The sequence below is a fragment of the Burkholderia sp. Bp9090 genome, assembly GCF_003857985.1.
In the GTDB taxonomy this organism is placed as follows: Bacteria; Pseudomonadota; Gammaproteobacteria; order Burkholderiales; family Burkholderiaceae; genus Burkholderia.
Genome location: NZ_QTPV01000012.1, coordinates 122,238 through 135,992, shown reverse-complemented (window position 1 = coordinate 135,992; position 13,755 = coordinate 122,238). Strand labels below are relative to the sequence as shown.

16 protein-coding genes are annotated in these 13,755 nt (G+C 68.7%); 7 read left to right on the top strand and 9 right to left on the bottom strand.

Annotated elements, in window-relative coordinates; translation table 11 throughout:
* Positions 1 to 152: 152 nt before the first annotated feature.
* Both DIE16_RS14410 and DIE16_RS14405 read left to right on the top strand, forming a co-directional pair.
* Positions 153 to 497 carry a cupin domain-containing protein gene (locus tag DIE16_RS14410; protein WP_059448122.1) on the top strand — a complete coding sequence of 115 codons (345 nt, stop codon included), beginning with the start codon at positions 153 to 155 and terminating at the stop codon, positions 495 to 497.
* Between the two features lie 589 nt (positions 498 to 1,086).
* Positions 1,087 to 2,247, top strand: coding sequence for an enolase C-terminal domain-like protein (locus tag DIE16_RS14405; protein ID WP_124892508.1), 1,161 nt, complete (start codon positions 1,087 to 1,089; stop codon positions 2,245 to 2,247).
* 83 nt (positions 2,248 to 2,330) lie between these two features.
* On the opposite strand, the gene DIE16_RS14400 is transcribed toward DIE16_RS14405, so the two are convergent.
* From DIE16_RS14400 to DIE16_RS14390, 3 genes are all read right to left on the bottom strand, one after another.
* Positions 2,331 to 2,867 carry a chromate transporter gene (locus DIE16_RS14400; RefSeq protein WP_124892507.1) on the bottom strand — a complete coding sequence of 179 codons (537 nt, stop codon included), beginning with the start codon at positions 2,865 to 2,867 and terminating at the stop codon, positions 2,331 to 2,333.
* Positions 2,864 to 3,475: a chromate transporter gene (locus tag DIE16_RS14395; RefSeq protein ID WP_124892506.1), complete on the bottom strand. Its 612-nt coding sequence runs from the start codon at positions 3,473 to 3,475 to the stop codon at positions 2,864 to 2,866. The genes DIE16_RS14400 and DIE16_RS14395 overlap by 4 nt, the downstream gene beginning before the upstream one ends.
* A 129-nt stretch (positions 3,476 to 3,604) precedes the next feature.
* Positions 3,605 to 4,360 (bottom strand): DeoR/GlpR family DNA-binding transcription regulator, encoded by a 756-nt coding sequence (locus DIE16_RS14390; RefSeq protein WP_044846306.1) that lies wholly within the window; start codon positions 4,358 to 4,360, stop codon positions 3,605 to 3,607.
* An 81-nt stretch (positions 4,361 to 4,441) separates the two neighbouring features.
* Here DIE16_RS14390 and DIE16_RS14385 point away from each other — a divergent pair, with 81 nt between their 5' ends.
* Entirely contained in the window at positions 4,442 to 5,047 is a 606-nt protein-coding gene (locus tag DIE16_RS14385; protein WP_044846237.1) for an NUDIX domain-containing protein, read from the top strand.
* Between the two features lie 79 nt (positions 5,048 to 5,126).
* Positions 5,127 to 6,011 (top strand): Sir2 family NAD-dependent protein deacetylase, encoded by an 885-nt coding sequence (locus DIE16_RS14380; RefSeq protein ID WP_124892505.1) that lies wholly within the window; start codon positions 5,127 to 5,129, stop codon positions 6,009 to 6,011.
* A 128-nt stretch (positions 6,012 to 6,139) separates the two neighbouring features.
* On the opposite strand, the gene DIE16_RS14375 is transcribed toward DIE16_RS14380, so the two are convergent.
* Both DIE16_RS14375 and DIE16_RS14370 read right to left on the bottom strand, forming a co-directional pair.
* Positions 6,140 to 7,351 (bottom strand): S53 family peptidase, encoded by a 1,212-nt coding sequence (locus DIE16_RS14375; protein ID WP_124892504.1) that lies wholly within the window; start codon positions 7,349 to 7,351, stop codon positions 6,140 to 6,142.
* A 137-nt stretch (positions 7,352 to 7,488) separates the two neighbouring features.
* Positions 7,489 to 7,707, bottom strand: a complete 219-nt coding sequence (locus DIE16_RS14370; RefSeq protein ID WP_124892503.1) for a hypothetical protein — start codon at positions 7,705 to 7,707, stop codon at positions 7,489 to 7,491.
* A 54-nt stretch (positions 7,708 to 7,761) separates the two neighbouring features.
* Between DIE16_RS14370 and crcB the strand changes: the two genes are divergently transcribed.
* Together crcB and DIE16_RS14360 are read left to right on the top strand one after the other, a co-directional pair.
* Positions 7,762 to 8,148, top strand: coding sequence for a fluoride efflux transporter CrcB (gene crcB, locus DIE16_RS14365; RefSeq protein WP_124892502.1), 387 nt, complete (start codon positions 7,762 to 7,764; stop codon positions 8,146 to 8,148).
* 24 nt (positions 8,149 to 8,172) lie between these two features.
* Positions 8,173 to 8,523: a DUF190 domain-containing protein gene (locus tag DIE16_RS14360; protein ID WP_124487758.1), complete on the top strand. Its 351-nt coding sequence runs from the start codon at positions 8,173 to 8,175 to the stop codon at positions 8,521 to 8,523.
* 14 nt (positions 8,524 to 8,537) lie between these two features.
* Here DIE16_RS14360 and DIE16_RS14355 read toward each other — a convergent pair whose 3' ends face one another.
* Positions 8,538 to 9,101 (bottom strand): YggT family protein, encoded by a 564-nt coding sequence (locus DIE16_RS14355; RefSeq protein WP_044846232.1) that lies wholly within the window; start codon positions 9,099 to 9,101, stop codon positions 8,538 to 8,540.
* Between the two features lie 76 nt (positions 9,102 to 9,177).
* Positions 9,178 to 10,107, bottom strand: coding sequence for a Rossmann-like and DUF2520 domain-containing protein (locus DIE16_RS14350; RefSeq protein ID WP_124892501.1), 930 nt, complete (start codon positions 10,105 to 10,107; stop codon positions 9,178 to 9,180).
* 512 nt (positions 10,108 to 10,619) lie between these two features.
* On the opposite strand from DIE16_RS14350, the gene DIE16_RS14340 reads away from it, so the two are divergent.
* A complete protein-coding gene (locus tag DIE16_RS14340) occupies positions 10,620 to 10,913 on the top strand; it encodes a hypothetical protein (RefSeq protein ID WP_044846230.1) in 294 nt (97 codons plus the stop codon).
* A gap of 103 nt (positions 10,914 to 11,016) precedes the next feature.
* Here the strand turns inward: DIE16_RS14340 and DIE16_RS14335 are convergent, their stop codons facing one another.
* Both DIE16_RS14335 and DIE16_RS14330 read right to left on the bottom strand, forming a co-directional pair.
* A complete protein-coding gene (locus tag DIE16_RS14335) occupies positions 11,017 to 11,691 on the bottom strand; it encodes a LysE family translocator (RefSeq protein WP_124892500.1) in 675 nt (224 codons plus the stop codon).
* Positions 11,692 to 11,725: 34 nt separating this feature from the next.
* Entirely contained in the window at positions 11,726 to 13,282 is a 1,557-nt protein-coding gene (locus DIE16_RS14330; protein WP_124892499.1) for a UbiD family decarboxylase, read from the bottom strand.
* Positions 13,283 to 13,755: the final 473 nt, after the last annotated feature.

The following is a 13,755-nucleotide window of genomic DNA, read 5'->3' as shown; positions in this document are numbered from 1 at the left end:
ACGCAAGGCCGTCCGGAAAATGCGCTGGCGGCGCGCCCGCATGCGGGCACGTGTCGAAAATGGACGAGTCGGTGTCGGACGCATACAAGCTGCGGTGCAGCTTTCGAACTAACGTGACAGACCTCTTACCCGATCGTTAGTCTGGAGCTGACATGTCCGATTTCATCACCGTTCTGCGCAAAACCTGCCCGACCCCGGTCGTCGACGCGACCAAGTGGAAGCGCATCGGCGGCGATCCGCACACCGTGAACCTCAACGCCTACGTCTCCAAGGACGGCAGCAAGATCATGGGCACCTGGATCTGCACGCCGGGCAAGTTCGAGGTGAACTACGAGAAATGGGAGTACTGCCACTTCCTCGACGGCTACTGCATCATCACGCCGGAAGGCGAGGAGCCGGTGCACCTGAAGGCCGGCGACGTGTTCGTGATCGAACCCGGCATGAAAGGAACGTGGGAAGTGGTGGAGACGGTGCGCAAGTACTTCGTCTTCGCGTGAGCGTGCGGATCGGTTCGGGCTGCGCCAACGCGCCGGTCGCACCGACGCGTTGAGCCGCACCTTCAGCCGATACCGACGAACAGCGGATTCAGCCGGGGATCGCCAGCAGCGAACCCCGGCCCAACAAAATAAAACGCGTTCCGGGTCGGAAACAGCTCCCGAGCGTGGTCGCACGCCCGGCCGGTTCCACTATCGCGCGGATCGCGCCGGGTGACGCGCTGTTCACCCGCCTGTTCACCGGCAGCGACATGTTTCGCATGCGATACCGATCGGCGCGGCGGTGCCGCGGTACAAGCGTAAATCGCGGGGGCGCCATTGGATCTCGGCGCGCGTTGCCGAGGCCGCGCATGGCCGACGCGCAAGTGCACGTGTCACGCGCCTCGCGCATGACGGAGCACGCGTTCGCACACCGATGCGGTACGGCGCGATTCGGATGCTGTCGCTCAAGTCGCATGACTTCACGGCATCGCGACGATCGCGAGCCTGCAGGGCATCGCGCAAGCGCCTATGATGCAGCGATCCGCCCGTCACGCCGGCTGCCGCGCGTGCATGGCCCGCGAACGCCGAACGTTTTCCCGGAACCCCGACCATGCGCATCACCGACATCCGCGAGCAGGCGATCCCGGTTTCCCGCTATGCCGATCCGGCGATTCCGTCGGGCGGCCTGACGACGAGCGTCGTCGCGATCGTCACCGATGTCGTGAGCGATGGCCGGCCGGTCACGGGCTATGGCTACGCGTCGGTCGGCCGCCATGCGCAGGGCGGGCTGATTCGCGAACGGTTCGCGCCGCGTCTGCTGGCCGCCGCGCACGCCATCGCCGACGACGCCGGCACGAACCTCGATCCGTTTCGCGCATGGCGCGCGATGATGGCGGGCGAGAAGCCCGGCGGGCACGGCGAACGCTGCGTCGCGGTCGGCGTGCTCGACATGGCGATCTGGGATGCCGCCGCGAAGATCGCGGGCCTGCCGCTCCATCGCTTCGTCGCCGACCGGCTCGCGCGCGACGCGGCGCCCCGCGTGCGCGTCTACGCGGGCGGCGGCTACCGCTATCCGCACGACGATCTCCCGCACCTGTCGGACGAGATGCGCCGCATCGCCGATCTCGGCTACACGCACGCGAAGATCAAGATCGGCGGCCCGGATATCGACCAGGACACACGCCGCGTCGAAACCGCCGCGGCCTGCCTTGCCGACAGCTCGCATCTCGCGGTCGACGCGATGAACGCGTACGACGCGACGAGCGGCCCCGCTGCCGCCGCGCGGCTGGCCCCGTTCGAACTCTGGTGGTTCGAGGATCTGTGCGACCCGCTCGACCTGCCGCTTCACGCGGACCTGACTGCGCAATACACGCCGCCGGTCGCGGCCGGCGAGGCGTTGTTCTCGCTCGCGGAAGCGAAGCTGCTCGAGCGCTACGGCGGCCTGCGCCCGGACCGCGACGTCCTCGTGTTCGATCCGGTGCATTGCTATGGCCTGCCGGGCTACCTGCAGATCGTCGACCATTTCGTGTCGAACGGCTGGCGGCGCGATGCGTTCTGGCCGCATGGCGGTCATCTGTTCTCGCTGCACGTCGTGTCGGCGCTCGGGCTCGGCGGCGCGGAAGTCAGCCCGTTCGCGTTCCATCCGTTCAGCGGGCTGGCGGACGGCGCAACGGTCGACGCCGGCTACACGCCCGTGCCGCAGGCGCCGGGCATCGGTTTCGAGCTGCATGCCGATGCCTGTCGCGCGTTTCGCGCGGTCGCGGGCCGCTGACCGGCGTCGCCGGTGTCAGCGCGCGTCGATCGCGAAGCGGGCCGTGCATGCATTGGCGGGCCGGCTTGGCGCGGATGCCGCCGTCAGCCGATCGCGTGCACGCCGACCAGCAGCAACGCGCCGACGACGATCAGCAGCAACGCATGAATGCGCGTGCCCATCACGCACACGGTCGATCCGACCGCGATCGCCCGCGCGGCCCAGCCGCCGTCGAGCGCGCGCAGCAGCACCCAGACCGACGCGAGGATCATGCCGGCCGCGACCGGCCGCAGGCCGGCTTCGAGTGCGATCTGCCAGCGTGCGCCCTGGTGCCGCCGCCACAGATGCGCGACGCCGTAGATCAGGAACGCGGTCGGCCCGAACAGCGCGAGCGTCGCGATCACCGCGCCCCAGAAGCCCGCCACCTGCCAGCCGATCAGCGTCGCGAGCAGCGAGCCGGGGCCGGGCGCCATCCGCGCGATCGCGAAGTCGTTCACGAACTGCGTGGCCGTCATCCAGTGATGCACGTCGACGACCTGCCGCTGGATGTCGGCGATGATCGCCTGTCCGCCGCCGATCGTCGCGATCGACAGCGGCGCGAATACGCCGAGCAGGGCGGCATAGCGTGACGGGGTCGTCATCGTTCGGCGCTCCTGGCCGCGACGGCGCCCGCACGGCGGTATTCGAGCGCGACGCTCAGCGTGCCGCCGATCAGCACGGTCCAGACGAGCGGCCAGTGCAGCACCGCCACCGACACGAACGTGAGCGTCGTCACCGCGAACGGCAGCGCGCGGCGCGGCAGCCGGCGCACCGCGGTGATCGCCATCGAGATCGACAGCCCGATCGCCGCGGCGGCCGCGCCCGCGAGTGCGACATGCGTGAGTGGAAAGCGCGTGAGCGTCGAGAACGCGACGCCGAACAGCACGATCAGCACGGCCGGCGGTGCGATGATGCCGGTGAAGCCGGCCACCGCGCCGCGCCATCCGGCCAGCCGGTAGCCGATCCAGATCGCGAGGTTCTTCACGTTGACGCCCGGCAGCGCCTGCGACAGCGCGAGGCCGTTGAGGAACGCCTCTTCGTCGAGCCAGCGCCGCTCGTGCACGAAGTCGCGCATCATGCGCCCGCTCAGCCCGCCGCCGAAGCTGGTGAGGCCGATTTGCGCGAACGCGATGAACAGGGCGAGGACGCCGGGGGGCGGGGCAGCGCCGTCGGGCGGCGCGGGTGCGATCGGGGTGGCGGGCGAAGACATCGGGCGGACAAGGCGCGGCGGGTGGGCAGTCGCCCATGGTAGCAAGCGGTGCCTGTCAGCACGCTGACATCGGGCCGGCGAGGATGCTTGCGCAACGACGTCGGCGCGCCCGCCGAAACCGGCGCGCGGCTAGGCCCGCACGACCGTCACGCCCGCGGCCTCGATCGGCTCGGTCAGCGCCGCATCGGTTTCCCGTTCGACCACGATGGCCTGTGCGAGCGCGAGCTCGCCGATCACGAACTGCGACGCCGCACGCAGCTTGGATTGCGACGCCAGCACGATCGTCTCGCCGGCTCGCGCGGCCAGCGCGCGCTTGATCGCCGCTTCCTCGAAGTCGCCGGTGCTGAGCCCCGCGACCGGATGAACGCCCGTGACGCCCATGAAATACAGGTCGGCGTGGATGCGCGCGATGCCTTCCATCGCCGCGGCCCCCACCGCGACGATCGAATGCTTGTACAACCGTCCGCCGATCAGGATCACGTCGATCGACGGATGCGCGGCCAGCGCGACGGCGACGCTCGGGCTGTGCGTGACGATCGTCGCGCGCAGGTCGGGCGGCAACTGGCTGACGAGCAAGGCCGAGGTCGTGCCGCCGTCGACGATCACGACCTGTCCGGGCGCGATCATCTGCGCGGCGCGGCGTGCGATACGCCGCTTTTCCGCCGTGTCGAGCGTCTCGCGCTGCGCGAACGGCGCGACGGCCGGCGACGCCGGCAGCGCGCCGCCGTGCACGCGTTGCAGCAGGCCTTCGGCCGCCAGCTCGCGCAGGTCGCGGCGCACGGTGTCCTCGGACACGCCGAATTGCGCGCTCAGTTCGACAGCCAGCACCTGGCCGTCGCGGGCGAGCGCGTCGAGGATCGCTTTCTTGCGTTGGGTCGTCAGCATCGTGTTTGCACGAAATTTCTTGAAATTGCACGAATATGCACGTTACCATGAGTGCCATCACTTGTCGAATGGGAGGCCGCCATGGCCGCAACGCGGGACCGCGTCCGCATCGTTGATACGACGGTGCTGTCCGATGACTGGTATGTGCTGAAGAAGGTCACGTTCGATTTCCTGCGCCGCGACGGCACGTGGCAGCGCCTGAGCCGCGAAACCTACGATCGCGGCAACGGCGCGACCATCCTGCTGCGCAACGCGGCGACGGGCGACGTGCTGCTCACGCGGCAGTTCCGGATGCCGGCGTTCGTCAACGGACACGACGGGATGCTGCTCGAAGCCGCCGCGGGCCTGCTCGACGACGCGACGCCCGACGCACGCATCCGTGCCGAGGCCGAAGAGGAAACCGGCTATCGCGTGCGCGGCGTGCGCAAGGTGTTCGAGGCGTTCATGAGCCCGGGCTCGGTGACGGAGAAGCTGCATTTCTTCGTCGGCGAATACGATGCGTCGCTGCGCACGGGCGACGGCGGCGGGATCGCGGAGGAGGGCGAGGATCTCGAGGTCGTCGAGATGCCGCTGCACGCGGCGCTGGATGCCGTCGAGCGCGGCGAGATCGTCGACGCGAAGACGATCATGCTGCTGCAGTACGTCGCGCTGCGTGAACCCGCGGGCGGGCGCGCAACGACGGGATGAGGCCGCGGCGCGGCACTCGAACGGGCGTATGATCGCGCGACGCCATTCGTACACCGTTCGACGCTACCGCTGCGCCATCATGCCGATTTCCGATTCGCCCGACTCCATCGGTTCCGCCGATTCCAATGCCGCTTCCGCGCCACTGCCGGCGCATCTGGTCGCGTCCGCCGTCGAGGCGTTCGCGCGGGCCGATGCGCTGCTCGTGACGGCCGGCGCCGGCATCGGCGTCGATTCGGGGCTGCCCGATTTCCGCGGCACGGACGGCTTCTGGCGCGCGTATCCGGCGCTGCGCCACGAGCGTTTCGAATTCCACGAGATCGCGTCGCCGCAGGCGTTCCGCGCGCATCCGCAGCTTGCGTGGGGCTTCTACGGGCACCGTCTCGAACTCTACCGTCGGACGGTGCCGCACGCGGGCTTCGCGATCCTGCGGCGCTGGATGGACGCGATGCCGAACGGCGGCTTCGTGCTGACGAGCAATGTCGACGGCCAGTTCCAGAAGGCCGGCTTCGATCCGGCGCGTGTCGTCGAGATTCACGGTTCGATTCATTCGATGCAATGCCTGCGACCCTGCTCGGACGACACGTGGGACGCCGCGCCGTTCACGCCCGACGTCGACGCGGCCGCGTGCCGGCTGGTCGGCGAGTTGCCGCGCTGCCCGCGGTGCGGCGGCCTCGCGCGGCCGAACATCCTGATGTTCGGCGACCACGGCTGGCTCGGCGAACGCTACGACGCGCAGGAGCGGGCGCTGCACGACTGGATCGCGCAGGCAGGACGGGTGAGCGTCGTCGAGATCGGCGCGGGCACCGCGATTCCGACCGTGCGGCTGCTGAGCGAACGGCTCGGCGCCGACGTGATCCGCATCAACGCGCGCGAAGCGCATGCGCGCCGCGCGGACGTGATCGGGCTGAAGGGCGGCGCGCTCGCGACGCTCGCCGCGCTCGACCGCGCGTGGCGCGGCGATTGAACGCCGCACCCCGGCACGGCCTGCGTTCGCCCGTTGCGGTTGGCCGACGAGCGCCTGCACGAGTGCCGGGGCTTGTCGCACGGCACGGCGATTGAACGCCGCACCCCGGCACGGCCTGCGTTCACCCGTTACGGCTGGCCGACGAGCGCCTGCACGAGTGCCGGTGCTTGCGGCGAACCGAGGCCGGTCACGTAGTCGTAGCCGCCCGCGGCGTTGCAGATGCTGCCGCAGCTGCCGTTGGACCCGGTCGTGACGTCGTGATAGCCGCTGCCGTAGGCGTTTTTCCCGACCGTATAGAGCGTGTTGTAGGTACCGCTCAACGGGCTTTTGCCGGCCGCCGCGCGCATCGAATTCGCGATCGCGACGAGTGCCGACCATTGCGGCGCGCCTGCGCTGGTGCCGCCGACCTGGAACCAGCCCGCCTGCCCCTGGTAGGTGACCGAGTCGTACACCGCGAAACCGCTGGACGGGTTCGCGTCGTAGCTGACGTCGGGCACGCCGCGCTTGCCGGCGACCGGCACCGGCCAGGCGGTCTGGCCGGCCGGTTCGCCCTCGACGGAACTCACGCCGCCGCCGCTGCCGCTCCACGTGGCCTCGCCGACGTAGGCGCCGGATACGTCGGTGGACAACGTCGTGCCGCCCACCGCCACCACGTACGGCGACGCCGCCGGGTACTCGGTGCCGGTGCCGCTGTCGCCGGACGACGCGACGAACGTGACACCCGATACGTTGAAGTGGCTGTCGAAGCCGGTTTCGCTGTTGAACTCGTTGCCGCCGAAGCTCATCGACACGACCGACGCGCCGCGCTTGACCGCGACGTCGACCGCGGCCATCAGGTCGTTGAAGCTGGCCGACGCGGCCTCGACGAGCACGATTCTCGCCTTTGGCGCGATCGCATGCACCCATTCGACGTCGAGCGATATCTCGAGCGCCCAGCCCGAATCGGCCCTGGGCCGCGCGCCGCGTGCATATACCTTGGTGAAGCAGCCGTTCGCCGTGGTGCAGGCCGGCAACGAGAACGCGTTGCTGAACACGCCGAGATCGGACTCGATCCGCGGGTCGTCGTATGCGTCGACGATCGCAACGACCATCCCGTCGCCCTGGTTGGCGATCGTGTCGAATCCGTACGCGTGCCGGGTGAGCGCCGGCGTGAGGCCGGCCACCGTGGCCGTGCTTGCGCGCGGTTTCGTATGGAACGGCGGACGGGCGAATCCCTTGGGTGCACGGGCGCCCTCGACGTAGGGCGGCGGCCCGTTGTCCCCGGCGAGCGCGACGCTCGACGCGAGCAGCGACGCGCACAGCGCCGGTATCAACATGGAAGACAGGCGGATATTGTTCATTCTTCGAATCTCCATGTCGATGGAGTAGGGGGCGAAACAATTCTACGAAATCGGCTGCGTAAATTGCATCGGATATCGAACGAATACGGGAATATCTGATGAGGGTAAATACGTGAAATACCAATGGAATGCAGCGTTCAGGCGCTGGCGTGCCGCCCGATGAAGCTGATCTTTCCGGTATTAAAAATCTGATAAATAATCGACGCCGGTTTGATTTGTAATGTCCGGCGTAATCGATTGGAAAACATCGATTGCGGCCCGGGTGCCGGAATAATGAATTGCGTGATGCCGGTGCGACGCGATCCGGGCCCCGTCCGCCGGTCCTCCGGCATTGCCGTCGCGGCGCGATTGCGCATACAGTTCGGCGTAGGCCGCATCCGGCGATGCGGGCTCGTCAGCGAGGAGTTCCCTTGTTCTATTCGATGGTCGCGATCTTCGTCGGCGCCGGACTCGGCGCATTGCTGCGCTGGTTCCTGAGCCTTGCGCTCAACGCGTTCTTTCCCGCCGTGCCGCTCGGCACGCTCGCTGCGAACCTGATCGGCGGCTACGTGATCGGCGTTGCCGCCGTCGTTTTTACCACCCGCGTCGGGCTGCCGCCCGAGTGGCGGCTGTTCGTGATCACCGGCTTCCTCGGCGGCCTCACGACGTTCTCGACCTATTCGGTCGAAGTGATGACGCACGCGGTGCAGGGCGAATTCGGATGGGCGTTCGCGGTGGCTGCCCTACACTTGACTGGATCGTTCACGCTGACGGCGCTCGGCATGTGGACCGCGCGCGCGTGGTTCGCGGTGGCCTGAGCGCGCCGGCACCGGGAGGACGCGATGGACAGGGTCTTCTTGCGCTTCTACGTGCACGAGCAGCACCGGCTGCACTGGAAGCCGCTGTGGGAGTGGTTGCTGGAGGAGGGAAACCGGATGGGGGTCGCGGGCGGTTCGGCGTTTCGCGCGATGGCCGGCTTCGGCCGGCATCGGGTGCTGCACGAGGACCGCTTTTTCGAACTGCAGGGTTCGCTCGCGGTCGAGGTCGAGTTCATCGTCACCGAGGACGAGGCGAAGCGGCTGCTCGAGCGCGTGTCGCGCGAGAAAGTGCGCGTGTGCTACGCGATGATTCCGGCGAATTTCGGCGTGATCGACACGCTCGAGGCGCCGCCGGCGCAGGGGCCGGCAGCGTAGCGCGACACGTCGGATCAGATGCCGAAGATCGTCAGCGACACGGCGGCGCGCGTGACGATCATCAGCAGCACCTGCACGATCACGAACAGCAGGATCGGCGACAGGTCGATGCCGCCGAGGTTCGGGATCACGCGGCGCAGCGGGTTCAGGAACGGTGCGGTGAGCTGGTAGAGGATCGGCATCGCCGGCGAGCGCGGATTGAGCCACGACAGCAGCGCCATCAGGATCGTCATCCAGATCACGAGATTGAGCGCCCACTTCACGACGGTGAGCAGCGCGACCACGACGAGCGTCGCGATCACCGAGGCCGGGTCGAAGCCGGCCATCACGACCATCAGCACCACATAGACGAGCGCGGTGAGCAGCGCTGCGACGACGCTTGCCCAGTCGATGCCGCGCACGCCCGCGATCACGCGGCGCAGCGGCAGCACGAGCCAGTTGGTCGCCTGCAGCACGGCCTGCGTGACGGGGTTGTACGGCGGCACGCGGACGGCCTGCATCCAGACGCGCAGGATCAGCGCGGCGCCGAACAGCGTGAAGACGGTATTGAGCAGAAAACGGGCGATCTCGCCGAACATCGTTGGCATCCTTTTTATACAGTCGAGTAGCGTGCGGCCGCCAACGCCGGATGGCGGCGCATCGGCCGACACCTTATCACGCCTCGTCCCGCGGCGGGGAGGGGTGCCCGGTCGTGCGCGCGAGCGACGTTTCGACGGCCTGCGCGAGCGCCGGCAGCGCGGCCGGCGGCGCGGCGCGCTTCGCCGCGAGCGCGACCGCGCGGCGGGTCATCAGCGCGTACAGCGTCGCGTGATCGCCGCCGCGCGCCTCGAGCAGCGCGAGCTGACGCTCGACGATGCCGGTGTCGCCGCGCGATACCGGGCCCGCGAGTGCGTTCGCGAGGCCCTTGTCGCGCGCGGTCTCGATCGTGCCGGCGAGCATCGGCAGCAGCGCGCGCAGTGCCGCTTCCTCGTCGAAGCCGAGGCCGCGCCACAGCTCGACCGCCTCCGACAGCCCGCACAGCGCGAAGCTCGCCGCGTAATGGGCGGCCGCGTGATAGAGCATCCGGCCGCCGGCCGGAATCGACAGCGGATGGCAGCCGAGTGCGTCAGCAAGCCGCAGCAGCGTCGCGTGCAGCGCGCCGTCGGCTTCGAGCGTGACCGAGCAGCCGTCGATGCGGGCGAGATCGGCGTCGGTGCCGCCGAACAGGTAGAGCGGATGGAAGCCGCCCGTGGCCGCGCCTTGCCGCTTGGCCGGATCGAGCAGCTCGACCGCCGAAGCGCCGCTGCAATGGACGAGCGCCGGGCTCGCCGCGCGCGCCGCGTCGAACCGCAGCGCCGCGGCGGTCGACGCGAGATGGTCGTCGGGCACGGTGAGGAAGATCAGGTCGGCGGCGTCGACGACCTGCTGCGGCGTGTCGAGCGCGCGGCAGCCGTCGATGCGCGCGGCGAGCGCCGTGGCCGATTCCGCCGTGCGGCTCGCGATCGCGACGACCGGAAAGCCGGCCGCCGCGAAACGCAGGGCAAGGCAGCGCGCGAGGCGGCCGGCGCCGATGAAGCCGAGGCGGGGCGTGTCGGGAAGGGACATGGTGGGTGACGAAGCGGAAACGGAGCAGCCGCCAGTATCGCAGGAATGACGGGGCGGCCGCGCAAGGGCGGCGCCGGGCGAGAACGACCTGGACGTCGGCGTGCGACACGGGGTAGCGGTAAATTCGCGCGGCCGGTTTCGCCGCCCGCGACGATCGCGTGATTCGGCCCCGAATCGCGCGGGGGCCACATCCCCGTTGAATTGTCGGCGTCTTGTCTCAAATTTGTAATCGTTCATTACGGAAGCGTGCCCGCCGTGCTTGCCGGATCCGGTAAGACTGACCGGACAATGTGTCGCGCTTTCACTGGTCGGACGGAATCACGCGACCGGCAAGCGATGTCGAGGATCCGCAAGGCCACGCCGCACGGTGTTTGCAGCCGGATGGAATTGCAATTTGCAACAAATGCGCGATACGCGCGCGGCGGGTTTTCGCTACATTGCTTGCATGCGACGTGCATGCCCGCCGTTGCCGACAGGGGCGCACAAATTACCGCTCCAGCAGGAGAATCGAAGTGAAAAAGCTCATTCCGTTCATCGCCGCCGCCGCGCTGGGCCTGGGTGCCGCGAGCGCCGCGCAGGCCCACGTGTCGATCGGGGTCGGCATCGGGGTTCCGATCGCACCTGCGTATCCCGTGTATGCGGCGCCGCCGCCCGTGTACTACGCACCGCCGCCCCCGCCCGTGTATTACGCGCCGGCGCCGGCCTACTATGCCCCGCCCCCCGTGGTCGTCGGCGGCTACTACGGCCGTCCGTACTGGCGTCACGGTTACGGCGGCTGGGGCCACCACGGCTACTGGCGTCGTTGACGCATTCCGCGCGGCGGCCTGACCGCGCGCGGCAAAACGGCGCAACGTCCCGCGTGGGGCGTTGCGCCGTTTTTCATTGGGCGCGCGATCCGGTGCGCGCCGGTTACGACACGGCGTGCGCGATCAGGTCGCGATAGCCGCCGACGATCACGCTGTACGAGAAATACGCGAACAGCAGCGCCGACGCGACGTGGCATGCGCGCATCAGCCCCGCGCCCGCGCGCTTGCGGCCCTGGCTCGCGAGCGTGCACATGAAGAGCGTCCACGCGAGGCCGCCGAGGAAGAAGCCGGACAGGAACACCGACGCCGTGGCCGGCGTGGTCGCGCCGGCTTTCGCGATCAGCGCGCCGCCGACCGCCGCGAACCACAGGATCGCGCTCGGCGACGACATCGCGAGCAGCATCCCGCGCATGAAGCTGCGCCGCGCGCTGGCACGCGGCTGCGGCGTGTCGTCCGCATCGCCGTCGTCGGTGCCGCCGGCCGGCGCGAGCGCTTCACGCGCCATCTTCCACGTGAGGAACAGCAGCACCGCACCGCCGCCGATCCAGACGATCCAGCGCACGGCCTCGAACTGCAGCAGCACGGCCATGCCGGCGAGCGCGAGCGCCGCGTAGACGAGGTCGCCGACGCACGAGCCGACGCCGAGCCAGAAGCCGGGCCGGAAGCCGTGCGACAGCGTCAGCGACAGCATCGCGACGTTGACGAGGCCGATGTCGAGACATAGCGAAAGCGACAGGAAGAATCCGTCGGACAGCATCGAGGCGGGAGGAAAGCTCATCGTCGTTCTTGTCGGGTGCGTTCAGCGCGCGGACTTACAGTCCGATCTCCTGCCAGAGGCGGTCGACGCGCGCCTTCACGGCGGCGTCCATCTCGATCGGGCGGCCCCATTCACGGTTCGTCTCGCCGGGCCACTTGTTGGTCGCGTCGAGCCCCATCTTCGAGCCGAGGCCCGCGACGGGCGACGCGAAATCCAGATAGTCGATCGGCGTGCTGTCGACCATCACGGTGTCGCGCACGGGGTCGACGCGCGTCGTGATCGCCCAGATCACCTCGTTCCAGTCGCGGATGTTCACGTCCTCGTCGACGACCACGATGAACTTCGTATACATGAACTGCCGCAGGAAGCTCCACACGCCGAACATCACGCGCTTCGCATGGCCGGCGTAGCTCTTCTTCATCTGGACGATCGCCATCCGGTAGCTGCAGCCTTCCGGCGGCAGGTAGAAGTCGGTGATCTCGGTGAACTGCTTCTGCAGCAGCGGCACGAACACCTCGTTGAGCGCGACGCCGAGCACGGCCGGCTCGTCGGGCGGCTTGCCCGTATAGGTCGAGTGATAGATCGCGTCGCGACGCATCGTGATGCGCTCGACGGTGAACACCGGGAACCACTCCTGTTCGTTGTAGTAGCCGGTGTGGTCGCCGTACGGGCCTTCGAGCGCATGCTCATAAGCGGCCGACGCGTAGCCGGCCGGCCGCGGCGGTGCGCCGGCCGGGGCGGGGGCGGGCGCGCCTTCCTGCGGATAAATGAACCCTTCGAGCACGATCTCCGCGCGGGCGGGCACCTGCAGCGTGTCGACGCCGGGCGTCAGGCACTTCGCGAGCTCGGTGCGGCTGCCGCGCAGCAGGCCGGCGAACTGATACTCGGACAGCGAATCGGGCACCGGCGTCACCGCGCCGAGCGTCGTGGCCGGATCCGCACCGAGCACGACCGCGACCGGATACGGCTTGCCGGGGTTCTTCAACGCGAATTCGCGGAAGTCGAGCGCGCCGCCGCGATGCGCGAGCCAGCGCATGATCAGCTTGTTGCGGCCGATCAGCTGCTGGCGATAGATGCCGAGGTTCTGGCGCGGCTTGTTCGGCCCGCGCGTGACCGTGAGGCCCCACGTGACGAGCGGCCCCGCGTCGCCGGGCCAGCAGGTCTGGATCGGCAGCTTGTGCAGGTCGACGTCGGCACCTTCCCAGACGATCTCCTGGCACGGCGGCGACGACACCGATTTCGGCGCCATGTCCCATACGGCCTTCGCGAGCGACAGCAGCTTGCCGGCGTCCTTCAGGCTCTTCGGCGGATCCGGCTCCTTCAGCGCGGACAGCAGCCGCCCGAGGTCGCGCAGCGAGCCGAGCGCGGCGTCGTCGCCGGCATCGACGCCCATCCCGAGTGCGACGCGGCGCGGTGTGCCGAACAGGTTGCCGAGTACCGGGAACGCATTGCCGGGCGGCGCGGCGAACAGCAGCGCCGGGCCGCCGGCGCGCAGCACGCGGTCGCACAGCTCGGTCATTTCGAGCACGGGCGACACGGGTTGCGTGACGCGCCGCAGTTCGCCGAGCGCCTCGAGGCGCTGGATGAAATCGCGTAAGTCTTTGTATTTCATGAACAAGGTCCGGGCCGCCCGCAAGGCGGGCAGCGATGGGCGGGCGCAGCGGCCGGCTGCGGCCCCGAATCGAGCGCAGATTTTACCCGGGCCGCCGCGCGCACGCCCGGGCGGAGAAAAAAGTGGACCGCGCGGAGAGCCCCTACGGCAGGGGGCTCGCGATCTGAAGGGCGGTTCAAAATTACTTTTTGTTATAATTTGAAGGTTTTATAGTGTTGACGATCTATAAAACCCTGCTAGAATCCGCTCACATTGGCTGCAGGGTAAAAGGCTTCGAGCCGCCAATCACCGATCTTTGACGCAGCGCGTCACCGTCCGCCGAAACCTGCACGGCGTATTCGACGGCCTTTGTCGTAGTCCCAGCCAGCGCCACCAGACGCTGGTTTTTTGCGTGGGTGCCACCGCGTATGCCCGCCTCGCCCAATGTGCGAAGGTGCCGGCCGTCTTATACCGTGGCCTCGAACGGTACTTAT